The organism is Paenibacillus sp. CFBP13512, from assembly GCF_005233705.1.
GTDB lineage: Bacteria > Bacillota > Bacilli > Paenibacillales > Paenibacillaceae > Saccharibacillus > Saccharibacillus nuruki.
The window spans coordinates 40,859-56,666 of the sequence record NZ_QGAD01000008.1 but is presented as its reverse complement, the minus strand read 5'-3'; the positions used below and the strand labels follow the sequence as shown (position 1 = coordinate 56,666).

15 protein-coding genes and 2 tRNA genes are annotated in these 15,808 nt (G+C 39.3%); 12 read left to right on the top strand and 5 right to left on the bottom strand.

The features are described 5' to 3' along the window. Positions 1–33: 33 nt before the first annotated feature. The 5 genes from PaeCFBP13512_RS13090 (at position 34) to PaeCFBP13512_RS13070 (ending at position 5,350) form a co-directional block, all read left to right on the top strand. On the top strand, positions 34–885 hold the full coding sequence (locus tag PaeCFBP13512_RS13090) for an STM4015 family protein (protein ID WP_137223599.1): 852 nt from the start codon (positions 34–36) through the stop codon (positions 883–885). A 10-nt stretch (positions 886–895) separates the two neighbouring features. Next, the gene (locus tag PaeCFBP13512_RS13085; RefSeq protein WP_137223597.1) at positions 896–2,212 is read left to right on the top strand and encodes an STM4014 family protein; all 1,317 of its coding nucleotides are present in this window, start codon (positions 896–898) and stop codon (positions 2,210–2,212) included. Between the two features lie 13 nt (positions 2,213–2,225). Further along, the gene (locus tag PaeCFBP13512_RS13080; RefSeq protein WP_137223595.1) at positions 2,226–3,014 is read left to right on the top strand and encodes an STM4013/SEN3800 family hydrolase; all 789 of its coding nucleotides are present in this window, start codon (positions 2,226–2,228) and stop codon (positions 3,012–3,014) included. A 138-nt stretch (positions 3,015–3,152) separates the two neighbouring features. Beyond that, complete coding sequence (locus PaeCFBP13512_RS13075; protein ID WP_241669379.1) at positions 3,153–4,463, top strand: STM4012 family radical SAM protein; 1,311 nt, start codon at positions 3,153–3,155, stop codon at positions 4,461–4,463. Positions 4,464–4,465: 2 nt separating this feature from the next. Then, a complete protein-coding gene (locus PaeCFBP13512_RS13070) occupies positions 4,466–5,350 on the top strand; it encodes an STM4011 family radical SAM protein (RefSeq protein ID WP_137223827.1) in 885 nt (294 codons plus the stop codon). A gap of 69 nt (positions 5,351–5,419) precedes the next feature. Here PaeCFBP13512_RS13070 and PaeCFBP13512_RS13065 read toward each other — a convergent pair whose 3' ends face one another. After that, on the bottom strand, positions 5,420–7,297 hold the full coding sequence (locus PaeCFBP13512_RS13065) for a FapA family protein (RefSeq protein WP_137223591.1): 1,878 nt from the start codon (positions 7,295–7,297) through the stop codon (positions 5,420–5,422). Positions 7,298–7,592: 295 nt separating this feature from the next. Here PaeCFBP13512_RS13065 and PaeCFBP13512_RS13060 point away from each other — a divergent pair. Beyond that, positions 7,593–7,666: transfer RNA gene (locus PaeCFBP13512_RS13060), tRNA-Arg, on the top strand. A 104-nt stretch (positions 7,667–7,770) separates the two neighbouring features. On the opposite strand, the gene PaeCFBP13512_RS13055 is transcribed toward PaeCFBP13512_RS13060, so the two are convergent. Then, positions 7,771–8,118 (bottom strand): aegerolysin family protein, encoded by a 348-nt coding sequence (locus PaeCFBP13512_RS13055; protein ID WP_069325540.1) that lies wholly within the window; start codon positions 8,116–8,118, stop codon positions 7,771–7,773. A gap of 274 nt (positions 8,119–8,392) precedes the next feature. Between PaeCFBP13512_RS13055 and psiE the strand changes: the two genes are divergently transcribed. Next, entirely contained in the window at positions 8,393–8,812 is a 420-nt protein-coding gene (gene psiE, locus PaeCFBP13512_RS13050) for a phosphate-starvation-inducible protein PsiE (RefSeq protein WP_137223589.1), read from the top strand. A 39-nt stretch (positions 8,813–8,851) separates the two neighbouring features. Continuing rightward, positions 8,852–9,292, top strand: a complete 441-nt coding sequence (locus PaeCFBP13512_RS13045) for a hypothetical protein (protein ID WP_137223586.1) — start codon at positions 8,852–8,854, stop codon at positions 9,290–9,292. 87 nt (positions 9,293–9,379) lie between these two features. On the opposite strand, the gene PaeCFBP13512_RS13040 is transcribed toward PaeCFBP13512_RS13045, so the two are convergent. After that, positions 9,380–9,889 carry a MepB family protein gene (locus tag PaeCFBP13512_RS13040; RefSeq protein ID WP_137223584.1) on the bottom strand — a complete coding sequence of 170 codons (510 nt, stop codon included), beginning with the start codon at positions 9,887–9,889 and terminating at the stop codon, positions 9,380–9,382. Positions 9,890–9,976: 87 nt separating this feature from the next. Between PaeCFBP13512_RS13040 and PaeCFBP13512_RS13035 the strand changes: the two genes are divergently transcribed. Then, on the top strand, positions 9,977–10,522 hold the full coding sequence (locus PaeCFBP13512_RS13035) for a GNAT family N-acetyltransferase (RefSeq protein WP_137223582.1): 546 nt from the start codon (positions 9,977–9,979) through the stop codon (positions 10,520–10,522). A 1-nt stretch (position 10,523) separates the two neighbouring features. On the opposite strand, the gene PaeCFBP13512_RS13030 is transcribed toward PaeCFBP13512_RS13035, so the two are convergent. After that, positions 10,524–11,411 (bottom strand): AraC family transcriptional regulator, encoded by an 888-nt coding sequence (locus tag PaeCFBP13512_RS13030; RefSeq protein ID WP_137223580.1) that lies wholly within the window; start codon positions 11,409–11,411, stop codon positions 10,524–10,526. A 195-nt stretch (positions 11,412–11,606) separates the two neighbouring features. On the opposite strand from PaeCFBP13512_RS13030, the gene PaeCFBP13512_RS13025 reads away from it, so the two are divergent. Beyond that, complete coding sequence (locus PaeCFBP13512_RS13025) at positions 11,607–12,899, top strand: Gfo/Idh/MocA family protein (protein ID WP_137223578.1); 1,293 nt, start codon at positions 11,607–11,609, stop codon at positions 12,897–12,899. Between the two features lie 189 nt (positions 12,900–13,088). Beyond that, entirely contained in the window at positions 13,089–14,324 is a 1,236-nt protein-coding gene (locus PaeCFBP13512_RS13020) for a DUF438 domain-containing protein (protein ID WP_137223576.1), read from the top strand. A gap of 110 nt (positions 14,325–14,434) precedes the next feature. Here the strand turns inward: PaeCFBP13512_RS13020 and PaeCFBP13512_RS13015 are convergent. Further along, positions 14,435–14,508: transfer RNA gene (locus tag PaeCFBP13512_RS13015), tRNA-Arg, on the bottom strand. Between the two features lie 274 nt (positions 14,509–14,782). On the opposite strand from PaeCFBP13512_RS13015, the gene PaeCFBP13512_RS13010 reads away from it, so the two are divergent. After that, a complete protein-coding gene (locus PaeCFBP13512_RS13010; RefSeq protein WP_371748156.1) occupies positions 14,783–15,673 on the top strand; it encodes a hypothetical protein in 891 nt (296 codons plus the stop codon). The last annotated feature ends 135 nt before the right edge of the window (positions 15,674–15,808 follow it).

The window sequence follows — 15,808 nt, the reverse complement described above, 5'->3', positions numbered from 1 at the left end:
ATAAAAGAAATCTAGTTCGAGGAGGGTTTATGTATGGAAGTGAAATTCTCAGTTGATTATGATCAGAATGAAAAAGGGGTACGCTTAAAAGATTTGATCACAGGACTGGTGAGTGATCCAGAGCCTTGTCGGGGAATTACCAGTCTGATTATTGGGGATTGGGGTGCAGCTTATGAAGATACAATGGATGATGCTATTCCAGCTCTGATTGAAGCGAGTCCCCTATTACCGAACTTAAAAAGTCTATATATTGGCGATATGTCATCAGAAGAATGTGAAGTGTCTTGGATCAATCAGACCAATCTTGGTCCTTTACTTGCTGCTTATCCACAGATTGAATCGTTTACGATTCAAGGAAGTACAGGCTTATCGTTAGAACCTTTACATCATGATAAATTACATACATTAACTATTATTTGCGGAGGCTTGCCCAAATCGGTTTTGAATGAGATTTATAATGCGCATTTGCCTGAATTAACAACACTTACTTTATATTTAGGCGTAGAAGATTATGGATTTGATGGTTCGATCGAAGATATTTTGCCATTTTTGAATCAGAATCCTTTTCCTAAATTAAAATATTTGGGTCTAACCGATAGTGAAATTCAAGATGAGATCGCTATCGCAGCCGCAAATGCGCCTGTACTTGAGCAACTCGATACGCTCGACTTATCGAATGGAACACTATCTGATAAAGGGGCAGAAGCCCTTATTAATAGTGATGCGGTCAAAAAGCTTAAACATTTGAATTTAAATTATCATTATATGTCGGATACGATGATTAAACGTTGGAAAGATACAGGCTTATCTGTGGATATAGGTGACCAACAAGAAGTAGACGAAGATGGCGAGTACGAATGGCGTTATCCTGCATTGACGGAGTAATGAATGATATATGAATAGATCTCCATCATCTTCCTATCAACAATGGCTAGCTTCTGCGTCTGCTTGTATTTTATTTGGTAATCCAAATAATAAGCGGACAGCTGGCTGGCAACAAGCAAGAGCGCATCATCATCTCTCTTCTGCATTGGTTGTTCCTTATATTCGTATACTGCATACGATTCGTGTTGGAGAATCTCTGGATGATCTATTGCAAGCGGTATTTCAGAGACAGTCCCATCAGTCTCATCCTATTGAGGTAGCATCATCTATTTCACATCAAGTGCCGTTATTATTGCGTCTGGATGCACCGGGTGATCATTTTGCTGTGGAACGTGAATTGATTGCTTTAGGTGCATCAGATGCAGAAGGGGATATAGATGATCGTTTAGTCCCTTTAGATGCATATACGGTAGGGCATTTGATTTCAGCAACAGAAGCTCGCCGTTTACAGCCTCAACATGGACGTATCTGGTATCCTGCTCAGTGGTTTCGCGGGTATTGTCGGTTATTATCTTGGCTTCAGCGTGAAGTTTCTATACTATTACCGCAAGCTCAGTGGATGAATGATCCTGCTGATATTGCAGTAATGTTCGATAAAAGGCGTTGTCATCAATGGTTACATGCAGCAGGTGTAGCGGTTCCGCCACTTGTGCCTGATCTGTTAGGGCAACAGAGTAATTATGAACAGTTGCGCCTATCGATGAAGCAACATCGAATTCATCGCGTGTTTATCAAGTTATTCTGTGGATCGGCGGCTTCAGGCGTTATTGCTTATCAATATAATCCGCGCACAGGTGCAGAGATTGCAACGACCACTATAGGGATTGATCATAGTGGCCATGAACCTTTTTATTATAATTCAGGTAGATTACGTCGTTATACAGATTCAGCTACAATTGTGCAGATCATCGATTGGTTAGGGCGAGAAGGTATGCATGTGGAACGATGGATTAGCAAAGACAGCTGGCAAAACAAAGCTTATGATATTCGTCAGTTGGTCTGCCGCTATGAATCAGGTCATGCTGTGATGCGGTTAAGTCACACGCCAATCACGAATTTACATTTGCGTAATGAGCGCTTATTGGTCGATCAATCTCATCTGTCTGCTGAGCAAGTATTGCAGATTCAACAGATTGCTTCGGCAGGTTTGCATTGTTTTCCAAATTCATTCTGCGCAGGTATAGATGTGTTGGTTCCTAGTAGTGGGGGACATCCGTATATTATTGATATGAATCCATTTGGAGATTTACTTTATTATGTAGAGCATCAAGGGTTAGGCACTTATGCGTGGGAATTACAGCAATGGTTGGAGCATGAGTGTATATGAAAGGATTAGCGTTATGATGAATATGAATGAAATTGTAGGTACACACGATATTTTAATGATCACACTGGATACACTGCGCTATGATGTGGCAAAGCTAGAAGAAGACAATTGCCCTCATCTATGTGCAAGTGGTGGATGGGAAAAGCGTCATAGTCCAGGCAGTTTTACGTATGCAGCTCATCATGCTTTTTTCGGCGGATTTTTACCTACACCTGCGAATACGGATAAAGATTCGCATCTTCGACTTTTTCACGGAAAGCATAGTGGATTTCGTACTCATCCGTATACATGGTTGTTTGATGCTCCTGATATCGTATCGGGATTAGCGCAAGAAGGATATCGAACGATCTGTATCGGTGGCGTAATCTTTTTTACCAAAAAAAATAAGTTAGCCAAAGTGTTGCCTGCTTATTTTCAAGAAAGTTATTGGCGAATGACATTCGGAGTGACGAATCCACGATCTACAGAACATCAAGTGAATCATGCGTTACAATTGTTAGACGGAGCTGATCTAGAGCAACGTTTATTTTTATTTCTCAATGTATCTGCTATTCATGGACCGAATCATTATTTTATTCCTAATCATATTCGCAAAGATTCAATCGAGACTCAGCGAGCGGCACTCCGTTATGTTGATGGAGAATTAGGACGTTTGTTTGCTGCTTTTCGCAAACGGAAGCGACCGACCTTATGTCTGGTCTTTTCCGATCATGGAACAGCGTATGGAGAAGATGGGTACGAAGGGCATCGTTTAGCTCACGAAGTGGTCTGGAACGTGCCTTATCGTGAATTTATATTATAAAAAGGTGAATTTAGTACAATTCATCTGTTATTGATCAAAAAGGAGTGTAGCCTTATGAATTCGGAATCATTGCAGTTACCGCTCCATGCTCTTCCACCAGCAGAATGGACACCAGCGTTGCAGGAATGGGAACAACAGATGAAGAGTGCTCCTTATCGTTCATATCTTTACTCTTATCCACATAAGACTGCCTATCGTGAACTTGATCCACCGTATGATTTGCAATCATTATGGGAGCAAGAACAATTGGAAAGTTATTTTCTATATATGCATATTCCATTTTGTGGTGCTCGTTGTGGATTTTGCAATTTATTTACGTTGCCTGATAAGCGTGTAGATGTACATGAACAGTATGTGGATGCGCTAGAACGTCAAGCCAAGCAATGGGCACCTTTAGTAGCGAGACGACCTTTTTCACGATTTGCGATCGGTGGAGGAACGCCTACATTACTACAGCCTGATCAATTGAATCGATTATTTGATATTGCTGAAAATATTATGGGGCTTGATCCTAGACATGCTTCCATTTCTGTAGAGACTTCGCCAGATACCGTAACACCTGAACGCTTAGAGATTCTAAAGCGTCGTGGAACAGATCGAGTAAGTATGGGAATTCAGAGCTTTGTCGAATCTGAAAGTAAAGCGATTTACCGTCCACAAAAGCCAGAGTTAGTACGTGAAGCATTACGTATGTTAGTCGATTATGATTTTCCGTTACTCAATGTAGATCTGATCTATGGATTACCGGAGCAGACGATAGAGACATGGTTATATTCGGTAGAACAAGCATTATCATATGATCCCGGTGAGATCTTTATTTATCCATTATATATTCGTGAAAATACGATATTAAAGCCGGGACATACAGGGCTGGAAGAAGATATCCGCTTGGAGTTATATCATGCTGCTCGTACTCGCTTAGAAGCCGCTGGATACACCCAGTACTCGATGCGACGTTTTGCTAAGCCATTATCGTCCTCTAAGTCATTATTGCCGTATAGCTGTCAGGAAGAAGGGATGGCAGGGCTTGGATGCGGAGCACGTTCGTATACGCAAAATGTACACTATGCTTCTCATTATGGAGTGAGTGCCGCTACAACACGCAGTATTATCGAAGATTATGTCACCGCAGATCGTCATGATCAGGCGAATTATGGATTTGTGCTTAATCTAGAAGAACGTCAGCGTCGCTTTATTCTCAAAGCTATTTTACACCGTGAAGGATTGACGATCGCCGATTATGTAGCACGTTTTGGAGCTTCGCCACTTGAGCATTTTCCAGAATTGCAGAACTTGATCTGGACAGGGATGGCAGAACTGATCGACAATGAGGATCAACCACAGGTATTACAATTGACGACCGAAGGGCTAGCTTACTCCGATGGGATAGGAGATTGGTTTATTTCTGAAGATGTGTATGCTTTGATGGAAGGATATGTAGGCTCATGAGTATGCAGGCGACTATTTATTATCGTGGTAAATTATCCTCCTGTAACTATAGTTGTCCTTATTGTCCATTTAGCAAAACTGTCGATAGCAAAGAAACACTGATGCAAGATCGCCAGCAATTAGAACAATTTATGGAGTGGGTACGTCAACAAGAGTATGCAGGTCATCAACTGTCTATCTTTTTCAATCCGTATGGAGAAGCGCTGGTACATGCTTGGTATCGTGAAGCGATGATTGAGTTATCTCATATGTCTCATATTACTAAAGTGGCTATCCAGACGAATCTATCAGTCAAATTAGATTGGACGGCTCAATTGAATCCAGCCAAAGCTTCGTTCTGGGCAACATACCATCCGGGACAAGTACGTGAAGACCGATTTATTGCACAAGGGATGACTTTGTATAACCAAGGGATTGTGTTTAGTGCAGGTACAGTCGGTCTACGTGAAGCTTTTCCAGCGATTCACCAATTACGAGCCAAGTTACCTGAAGATGTATATGTGTGGGTGAATGCATTCAAAGATCGTCCACGGTATTACAGCGAAGCAGAGATTGAAGAATTAAGCGGAATCGATCCTTATTTTAGAGATAATTTGCAAGATTATGATAGTCTTGGACAAGCTTGTCGTGCAGGCGAGCATGTTTTTTATGTGCAGGGTTCAGGGATTGTGAAGCGTTGTTATCAGGATAAGCGAGTGATTGGACATTTGTATCGACATTCATTAGAGCAGTTGTCTCAAGAACGTCCGTGTCAGATGAAAACATGCGGTTGTTATATTGGATATATTCATATGAAAGATCAACCGTTTGCCTCGCTTTATGGAGAACGTCTTTTAGAACGCGTGCCTCAATCGTATCGTAATCTAGTCAAGCCTGTACACATCTAAAAAAACCGGAATGGAGATGATCCATTACCGGTTTTTGTTTTGAAATTTTATTGTATCGGTAGATTGTATTTAAGGTGAAGTCAACGTAGATTGTTGGGGAATCTTTTGTTGAGCTAACATATATTCCATTGTGAACAACTGTTTTTCGACTTTTTCCCAAATATTCAACTTATAGCTATCGATCATAATACAGCCGTTATGCATCTGGTTCACATAGATATGAGTGCGTGCTTTGAGAATGCAATGTGCATTGCTACCGCTACCTACATTTTGAGCTACTATCCGATCCATCGCTTCTAGCTGAGAACCACGACATACTGAATGTTCATCTAGAAAAGCAATACTTCCAGCAGAATACAGCTCACTTTGAATCACGCCTGCTTTGGTAACAACAATATCACCATTGGATTTGATAATAGCTCCCTGACACTGAGCCATTTCAATACTCACTTGTGTTTCTTGCATACTGGCGACATTCGAATGTAATTGTTCTAGTAGTAATCGCATACGTGCTAATGTCTGTTCACAAAAGACATCGGCTACTTGAGCAGATTGAATAATTTGCTGAAGCAAGAGCAATAACTGTTCGTTTTGTTCAGTCTGTACTTGCTGAATACTAGCAAATACTTGTAACAGTTCACGAGCCAGTTCAGGAATGATTTTAAATTTACTTTCGAGCAATAGCATAATGACTTGTCCGTAACGCACCGTTTGCTTGCGAGCCCGAATTTCGTTATTCAGTAATTGAGCTGCAATTTCTAAGCGCTCCATTTCTTGCTTGAGCTGCTTGGAGACCATATACATTCGATTGAACATCACACCGAAGTAGCCTGAGTACAATTGACCGCTGATCACATTGCCTTTCACCAGAATACTACCTGTCGCTGTAATTGTAGAGTTGTATACATTTCCATGAACATAGACATTACCTAGTGATTCAATAATCATATGATCTGTTACATGACCATGAATAATCACATCTCCTGAAAACACAATATTACCTGTGCTTAGATCGACATTACCTTCTACGATAAAAGCATTAGAAATATCGAATTGATGCACTTTTTTACCTGTTAAACGGGGTCTGCCGGGAGCAAGCGCAATAATCTCACCTTTATCGTTCATTTCAGTGGAGTCTTTGGCCACAACAATAATATCTTGAGCAGGTGTAGGCGGAAGCATATCTCCATACACATCATAGCCAGGAATTCCATCAACCAGCGCATGTTTTACCGCGATCACGTCTCCTTCATGTACAGAAGGGATGCGGCGATGGCTACGATAATCGATCACACCACCAATTTCATGGAAGATCGTCTCTACTTGTTCAGGGAAAAATAACTCTAGCCTTGCATCTATGCCCGGGGTGGATGCTTTGCCACGCGCAACGACTACCGGTTGATGCGTAGGGTGTTCCAATTCTGCCATGATCGCTGCGGTATCCAAATGTTTGCGAATTCCTAGCTTTTCGAGCGTGTTAATAATATGGTTAAATTTCACTACATCAATCACAAGTTCTTTATTGGGAGCGCCTTTAATAAAAGCACGATCAGATGCAGGTACATCTTGTAGTTCCCATGTATATTTTTCACGCGAATACAGAATCAATACAGCTTCCATCCGGTCGCGGGAGACTTTGATTTCAAATAATGGCGGGTACTTTATATCCCAAGTAATAATATCGTCTTCAGTGACTTCAGTCGCACCATTTAAAGGAATACCATTAATCAATAAGGTTAACGGAGAGACTGCACAGATCGTAGCTGGTTTTTTACCTTCATCCGGTGAAGTCACCATAATCTGATGATTCTCTACCTGAATCCATCCATTACCGTTCGATGAATAAGATGATTGACCAGACTTACGATCGTCAGCATCAGAAGATGAGTCTAAGTTCATCCGATGAATAAGTAAGCCCAGTTCCTTTTCGGAGATGGGTGTAGCCATATGAATACCTCCATTTCAGTTCAATTGTAGGCAAATGCTATAGGAAAAGGAAACCGACAAGGGTATTATTGAAAAAGATGTGGGAGCGTTTGCAAGTAACAAAGGTATGTATGCGTGGGAGATTCGATATAGGTATATTAATCCACTTTTTTCCAATTGAAACTTATAATTGAATATAAAGTACCACATATAGCACACAAAAAACAGGTAATTATAAGTATATAATAATTTTTTTTGAAATTAAATACATAATAGAGTATAATCAATAATGTTGTGTTGCATACATATCTGATTTGTCTCAGTAGCTCAGCTGGATAGAGCAACGCCCTTCTAAGGCGTCGGTCGGGGGTTCGAATCCCTCCTGGGACGTAAAAAAAGAAGTCTTCTCATTGTTCAAATGGGGAGACTTCTTTCTATGTTTAATAACAAAAATAAAAAAGATAAGTGAGCATACACTTCAAAAATCTTTTTATTTACGTGTTACTAATTAGATAAGTCACATTACATACATTTCCACTACCACCAATCACCTGTATATTGTAAGCAGGTGAACTACTTTGTGCCGAAAATCCATCCGAACCTACATACGGATCATCAAAATATAGAGTGATCTCTCCTTGAGGTAGCTTGTAATACAGCGTACCTTCTACACCCGTAGCGAATCCATCTGAATCTGCTTCAAAAGTAGCTGGTTTTGCATTGTTAGGGACATTAGTTGGGGAGACAACCCATTCACCATGAGCCAAATTTGTTTTACTTTCCAAAACCAATTCACTATCCGTTACATTAATCACAGAAATGTGTACTTCGCGTTGAGCCATAAACAAATCACTCCTCTTAGTATAAGATGGGCTTGCAGAATCTATAATAAGTTAATTGTATGAATTAATCAATAAATAAATTTTTAGGAATAAATGGTATAAAAAGTAAAATGTAAATATGAATGTAAACCGTTGTATCGTTTCATTGCGGCATCTCAATTCCGCCTGTATAATCTAGAGATACAGCATGAATATTCAACATCTTTGTCTTTATTTATAATCCAATCGTCAACAAGTAATAAGCTGAAATGAGCAAGCTATAAGGAGGATGACCTTGAAACCGTGGATGAATTATGTTTATAAAGTGCCTGCTATTTTACAAGGGATATTAAATGTAACCCTTGTATTGGTAGGTTTCACATTGACCTTTTTTCTATTGAAAGAAACATGGTATATTTTTAGTTTTATGTTTATTGATTCAGATGTAGGTAAAACCGATTATGAATTTACAGAACAGCTTTTGGTCTTCTTTTTGTATTTTGAATTTATTGCATTAATTATTCAGTATTTCAAAAGTGGATTCCATTTCCCGTTACGTTATTTTATCTATATTGGTATTACAGCGATTATTCGGTTAATTATTATTGATTACACCAATGCATCGAATACATTATTATGGTCGATTTCGATTGCTGTATTGCTAGGTGCACTGGTACTCGCCAATATGAAAGTTATGCGAAGAGACGAACATTAACGAACCATCAATCTGACCACTAATCTTGGAGGAATCATCATGAGTGTACAAGTTAAAGTGTCACAACGTACTGCATTGATTCTAGAACGCTTACGTCGTGATGGAATAACGCAAGACCAACTGATCGATGCTTTGGAGCGTCAAGACGTAGCTCCATTGGAACAGATCACTTCTTCACAGACTGATTTTCAAGAATGGTTCACCTATGCGGCAGAGCATGGAGAACCTTTAGTACAAGCGGTCAAAGAGGGATATCGAATTACATTTAATACGGTTCAGGGTCTTAAAATGTGGTTGGATTACCGATTTTTGCTTGAGGAAGATGATGATTATACCGAAGGCGAAGGTCGCTTAGATGATATCAAGCTTAGTCTTGATCAGATCGAACAATTAAAAAATGCACTGGCTGTAAACTGGGTCGTGCTTGAACAGGGTGAAGGTACGGTTTCACTGGCTTTACGAGGTTTGTTACCTGCTTAATAACCGTATGAAATAAAAAAGACTTCTATTCTCACACTTCGATGATATCCATCGGTGGAGATAGAAGTCTTTTTTAGGCACTCCATTTCAAGTAGTGTATAGATTCAATAACTGGGGTATAGCTAAGCAATCCGAATCATTAAGCTCCACAAAATAGTCTAATTGCCATTTCTGTGTGTCGATCGCTTGTTTACTAGTAGGCTTTTCCCATTTAGGATACACTCTAATAGCCATTTTTCCTTTTGTCGTAGCTGTTTTAAGAATATTTTGTTTGAAAAGTACTTCTTTGGGGAATACAAATTGCCCCCAATGATTATCGCTAGTAAACGTATTGATCACCAATAGATCTGTAGCCTTTGCATATGAAAAAGGTTGGTTTTTATCATGCTCATCTTTTTCCCAAAAAGCAACAAATTGTCCGATCTTAGTAGGTGTTATTTTTGCGACTCTAAATCGAATAGATTTAGAATTTAACTGAAAAATTCCTGCACCATAATCTGCATTTTGTGCTTCTTCTTGGACAGCTTTGATTATGAATTGATTAGGTGTATAGATCATTTGATTGACATAGGCTAGCGCATGATAAAAGTCATTCACTGCTTTAGGCTCCTTTAATTGAATGTAGCATTGCATTGCGATATGGTATACATAGTTTCTAATCAAAAAAACAATAGGAGAACAATCATGCACAATATTGAAACAGAGCGATTACGATTGAGAAATTTTATTGAAGCAGATGCCGAAGGTCTATTAGAATATCTAGGACATCCGAGAGTGAATTGTTTTCTGGATGACAAGATCAGTACATTAAAAGAAGCACATTTGAAAATTGAAAAAAGAAGTAAAGATGATTCTTATATAGCAGTCTGCTTGAAAGAAAGCAATGAACTGATAGGAGAATTATTTGCGTTAAAAGAAGAACCGGATACCTATTGTATAGGTTGGAATTTTAATGCTCGATGTGAAGGTAAAGGCTATGCCAGTGAAAGTGTAAAAGCGCTTCTAGCATATCTATTTACACAAATGGATGCAAGAAGACTATATGCATACGTTGAAGATGATAATCACAGATCACAAAAACTATGTGAACGATTCCATATGCGCCAAGAAGGTTGTTTTGTTGAATTTGTATCGATGACCACTTATGAAGATGGCACTCCTAAATACGAAAATACATTTCAATATGCATTGCTCAAAAAAGAATGGCTACAGCATCAAGCGATACACTAATCTATTTGGATATCTGTATACCCAGATGCTTGGCTGAGTCCCGATATTCACGAGGGCTTACCTGAGATAGATGCTTAAACATTTTACCGAAATGCGAAAAGTTACCGAAGCCTACGATATTTGCGATATCAATAATTTTAAGCTCAGATTCTCGTAATAATCGCTGTGCTTCTTGAATACGTATGGTGTTCAAATATTCGGTGATACTGAATCCTGTTGTTTTTTTGAAAATTCGACTGAGGTATGACGGGCTTAAATGAAATTGTTCTGCAAGCAAAGGCAACGAAATCTCTTGTTGATAATGAGACTTAATGTAGCGAGCCACTTCAGACATATGCTGATGAGCTTCAGTTCCGATTGTGGCAGGGAGCTGAGCTTGCTCACGATGGAGACGAGCACAGGTAATTAATAATTCAGTCACAATACACTGCATACATAATTCATAGCCCGGCGCTTGTACAGTTAACTCACGCAATAGTTTTTGTATAAGAGGATTCAGATGAGATTGCTCTCGTGCAGATAAATGAAAAACAGGTTGCTTGGACTGAAATAAAGACAATATCCAGGCACTGTGTACGGCAAAATGATTTTCAGCAAAATGATCATTAAAGTACATCACAATACGTTCATGCTCAGGGAGTTCAGCAGGAAGTGTACGATGCAATTCATTTTTGGCGATAAAAACAATATCTCCTTGTTGCACACGATAGATCTGATCTCGTATAAAATAATGCCGTTCCCCTGATAGCAAAATATACACTTCATAATGAGGATGAAAATGCTCATGGGTCATCGCAAAATAATCGCTCCGTCCTGCATATTCTACCGTGAGTGAATGGGGAGTCTGAGTATCGGTCAAGCTTGATCGTGTCTTATCTGCATGATTCATATTCCACGTCCTCCTGATGGATAAGCTTATATGTACAATATGTATATTTATATCTGTAAGCGTTCTCTTAAAATAAGTATATCACAACAAAATAAGCGGTATATATGAAATAAAACAAGATTTGCGGAGAAATATCATGCTTTATTTGCTACTCTTTGGATAACCAATTATACAGTGATGAGAGGGGAAAACAGCATGACTTTAAAAAAATATGTATTGGTAGGTACAGGTGGACGGGCTGAATTTTTCTATGGAGCTATAGCAAATACATACCGAGAGACTTCAGAATTAGTAGGACTATGTGATATCAATAGCACTCGCGCACGTCATGCTAATCAATTATTACAAGATAAATATAATTACCATGCTGTAGATCTATATACCGCAGATCAATTCGAGCAAATGATTCATGACAAACAGCCAGATGTTGTGATTGTCACCAGTGTCGATCGTACCCATCATCGTTATATTATCAAAGCACTGGAATTAGGATGCGATGTGATCACAGAAAAACCGATGACAGTAGACGAACATAAATGTCAGGAAATTATCGATGCAGTAGAGCGTACCGGTCAGAAAGTACGTGTGACATTTAATTATCGTTATGCTCCTCATCATACCAAAGCACGAGAATTGATTGCAGATGGCACGATTGGCGATGTGACTTCTGTTCATTTTGAATGGTTGCTGAATACCGAACATGGAGCAGATTATTTCCGTCGCTGGCATCGAGACAAGCGCAATAGCGGTGGATTATTAGTACACAAATCAACTCATCATTTCGATCTGGTGAACTTCTGGATCGGTTCACAACCGGATACGGTATTTGCTATGGGCGACTTATTATTTTATGGACGTGAAAATGCAGAAGAACGAGGAGAAACTCATTTTTATGCACGTTCTACAGGCAGCGAAGTCGCTAAAAATGATCCGTTTGCGTTACCACTAGATACCAATCCGAATCTAAAAGCGATGTATCTGGATGCTGAACATGAAGACGGTTATATTCGAGATCAGAGTGTGTTTGGAGATGGAATTAATATAGAGGACACAATGAGCGTTGTGGTTCGGTACAAAAATAAAGCTATGCTCACGTACTCTCTAAATGCTTATATGCCGTGGGAAGGATACCGTATTGCTTTTAACGGAACCAAAGGACGTATCGAAATGGAAGTGGTCGAGAAATCTTATGTAAATGCAGGCGGAGAAAAAGCAGACGAAGGTGCTCTCAAGCGCAAAACGATCAAAGTATTCCCTATGTTCGCGGAAGCCTACGAAGTAGAAGTGGAAGAAAAAGAAGGCGGTCATGGCGGCGGTGATCCTGTTCTTCTGAACGATTTATTCGGCGATCCTGTTGAAGATCCCTTCCACCGCGCAGCCGATCATGTCGATGGAGCACGCTCTATTTTAACAGGCATAGCGGCTAATCAATCGATCCGTACCGGCTTACCTGTCAAAATCGATGGCTTGGTTCATTTTAATCAATAGAAGCTATTCATGATATGCACCTGCCTTTCTTGATGATAAAAGAAAGGCTTTTTCTTATTTCAGTCAATCGTATCGATAGTGATTGCAATCACTACGTTGGTATTAAGCGCATGTTACGATCTGTTTGAGAATAGTTCTCAGTTAACAATAGGATTATCAAGCAGGGTCGATACGGAAGGAATGGATATCATGAGCGAATTAATTAACAACCGGGAACACCGTAGTTCGTTAGACAACAACCGCCAACAACTACTTAAAGAAATTATCAAAGAACTTCATCAAGGCAAAAGTACGGAAGAAGTCAAAGCCAGATTTACAGAAGCCGTAGGTGATATTACGGTAGAGGAAATTTCGATTTTAGAACAATCCTTGATGGAAGACGAAGGGATTCCTGTTGAAGAGGTACAACGATTATGTAGTGTCCATGCAGCGATTTTCAAAGGCTCTATCCAAGATATTCATCGTTCTTATCAACCAGAAGAACAACCAGGACACCCTGTATATACATTAAAAAAAGAAAATGCAGAATTGGATCGTTTATTGCATTTCTCAATCAGTCTGCATCTAGATCAATTTCGTAAATCAGATGACGAGCATAACCGTCTTAAATTACTGGAAGATTTAAGTTTATTATATGATGTGGACAAACATTACAGTCGTAAAGAAAATTTGATTTTTCCGTTTTTAGAAAAGTACGGCATTTTTGGACCAACCAAAGTGATGTGGGGTGTCGATGATGCGATTCGTGGAGCGATCAAAGAAGCCAAACAATACCTGATCGATTACAATGGCAATGCAGAACAAGTGATTGCTTGTATCGAACAAGTCAGTCGTGAAGTCAGTGAGATGATTTTCAAAGAGGAACATATTTTAATACCTATGGCGCTGGATAAATTAACAGAAGATGAATGGGTATCCATTGCTCGGGAAAGTGACCAGATCGGATTTTGCTTAATTGATCCTGAACACGAATGGAAGCCTGACCGCCAGCCATTACCTGTACAGTCTACTGAAGAACGTTCAGGTTATATTCATCTCGAAACAGGCATACTTTCTGTACAGCAGTTAGAGCTGATGATGAATCATTTACCTGTTGATCTTACATTTATTGATGAAAATGATGTGGTTCGTTATTTCTCCCATGGCAAAGAACGAATCTTTGCTCGCACCAAAGCTGTGATCGGTCGAACTGTACAAAATTGTCATCCTCCACAAAGTGTTCATGTCGTTGAAGAATTGCTTCGAGATTTCAAAGCAGGCGTGAAAGATATAGAAGATTTCTGGATTCCGTTAAAAGATCAATTTATCTATATTCGTTATTTTGCGATTCGAGATCAAGAAGGTAAATACATGGGAACATTAGAATTTACACAAAATATCAAACCGATCCAAGCACTAGAAGGACAAAAACGTATTTTATCCTAAACCAGTAGCATGAATTATATAATAAAAAAGAACTGTTTTTATCGGCAAAGACACATCAATAAACAAAAAAAAGAAGTATTCTATAAAATATAGAATACTTCTTTTCGTTACGTCCCAGGAGGGATTCGAACCCCCGACCGACGCCTTAGAAGGGCGTTGCTCTATCCAGCTGAGCTACTGAGACAAATAGAATGTGCGTTTGAAGCGCAACAAAAATAGTATAGCACAGCATTAATAAGTAAGACAACACTTTTTTTAGATTGTAAAATATGGTGATGTAGTCATTCAAGAACTGTTACATACTTTTTGAAGCAGAGACAAGCTATGTTATAATCATAAAATCTTAATATTCATGAATATTTTTATCCTATTCATTATACAGTTAGCATTGAAATGTAGGAGGTGCTATTATAACGGACTCAACGAATTCACATACAGAATCATCAGGGAATGTTATTTTGTTTCCCAAAACGCTAGACTTTTATCAGATTGAATTAACCAATATGTTAGAGACCGAACGATACGGTGAAGCCATGGCTTTACTGGATTTTTTACTGCATTGTCAGGGACAAAGCGAGCAACAGATGGAAGAGTGGGAATCTCTTTTGGGCTGGCTACGTATGAGTTTTCCAGAAGCCGCTATCGAAAGTAGTGCTTTGGATCAACAAGAAGATGAAGAAAATCATACAAATAGTGATACAATCATGCGAGATCGTATTAAAGGGAAGCAATCAGCAGACCATTCTTATGAATCTAAATTATTAGAAACAGCGATGGAACAGCCGGTAACCGAACGTACGTTGTTGGCACTTGAACAATTATCTTATCTCGATCAACCGAAGATCGATGATGAATTGATTGATTGGTTAAAAACAGGTAAGCAACATCCGTTAATTCAGTTCCGTATTTTGCAAACGTTGCGCAGGCGTGGACATTTGGGTAATGTAAGCTTTGAACGTGATCATGAATGGATAGAAGTTGAGATTGAAAATGTTCCTTTAGAGCCAGCTGAGTTTCCTTTACCGGTTATTCAGATTTTGGAGCGAGTGGCTGATAAAACAGAAAGCGATGCGCCTAATCTGTTTTATTTTGCTCAGGAACTATGGTCACAATTTATGATGGCTGCTTACGGTACTTCGAATTATCAGTACATTGTCAGAGGTGATGATGCCGAATTGGATATTTGGGCAGCTGCGCTTCACCAGACCGTTTCTGAGACGCTAGAAGGCACCAAGGAGGAAGAAAGTATCCGTCTCCTCTACGGCGTAACCGATAATATTCGCTTCCGCTATGAGCAAGCTTATCGCGCTATGCATCAATTTGTGTCAGGACAATTGCCACGTTCTTGATCCAAGAACAGAGAGTCCAGACCATCAAAGGAATCACGCTTGAAAAACCATCGATAGTTGTATATACTATAATGGTTATTCTGTACGTGAAATTAACATTTATACAATGTGAAATATTTTTTGGAGGGGAATACT

Coding starts and splice junctions, on each gene's coding strand:
- PaeCFBP13512_RS13090 (WP_137223599.1), top strand. CDS start 34: ATGGAAGTGAAATTCTCAGTTGATTATGATCAGAATGAAAAAGGGGTA.
- PaeCFBP13512_RS13085 (WP_137223597.1), top strand. CDS start 896: ATGAATAGATCTCCATCATCTTCCTATCAACAATGGCTAGCTTCTGCG.
- PaeCFBP13512_RS13080 (WP_137223595.1), top strand. CDS start 2,226: ATGATGAATATGAATGAAATTGTAGGTACACACGATATTTTAATGATC.
- PaeCFBP13512_RS13075 (WP_241669379.1), top strand. CDS start 3,153: ATGAAGAGTGCTCCTTATCGTTCATATCTTTACTCTTATCCACATAAG.
- PaeCFBP13512_RS13070 (WP_137223827.1), top strand. CDS start 4,466: ATGCAGGCGACTATTTATTATCGTGGTAAATTATCCTCCTGTAACTAT.
- PaeCFBP13512_RS13065 (WP_137223591.1), bottom strand. CDS start 7,297: ATGGCTACACCCATCTCCGAAAAGGAACTGGGCTTACTTATTCATCGG.
- PaeCFBP13512_RS13055 (WP_069325540.1), bottom strand. CDS start 8,118: ATGGCTCAACGCGAAGTACACATTTCTGTGATTAATGTAACGGATAGT.
- PaeCFBP13512_RS13045 (WP_137223586.1), top strand. CDS start 8,852: ATGAGTGTACAAGTTAAAGTGTCACAACGTACTGCATTGATTCTAGAA.
- PaeCFBP13512_RS13035 (WP_137223582.1), top strand. CDS start 9,977: ATGCACAATATTGAAACAGAGCGATTACGATTGAGAAATTTTATTGAA.
- PaeCFBP13512_RS13030 (WP_137223580.1), bottom strand. CDS start 11,411: ATGAATCATGCAGATAAGACACGATCAAGCTTGACCGATACTCAGACT.
- PaeCFBP13512_RS13025 (WP_137223578.1), top strand. CDS start 11,607: ATGACTTTAAAAAAATATGTATTGGTAGGTACAGGTGGACGGGCTGAA.
- PaeCFBP13512_RS13020 (WP_137223576.1), top strand. CDS start 13,089: ATGAGCGAATTAATTAACAACCGGGAACACCGTAGTTCGTTAGACAAC.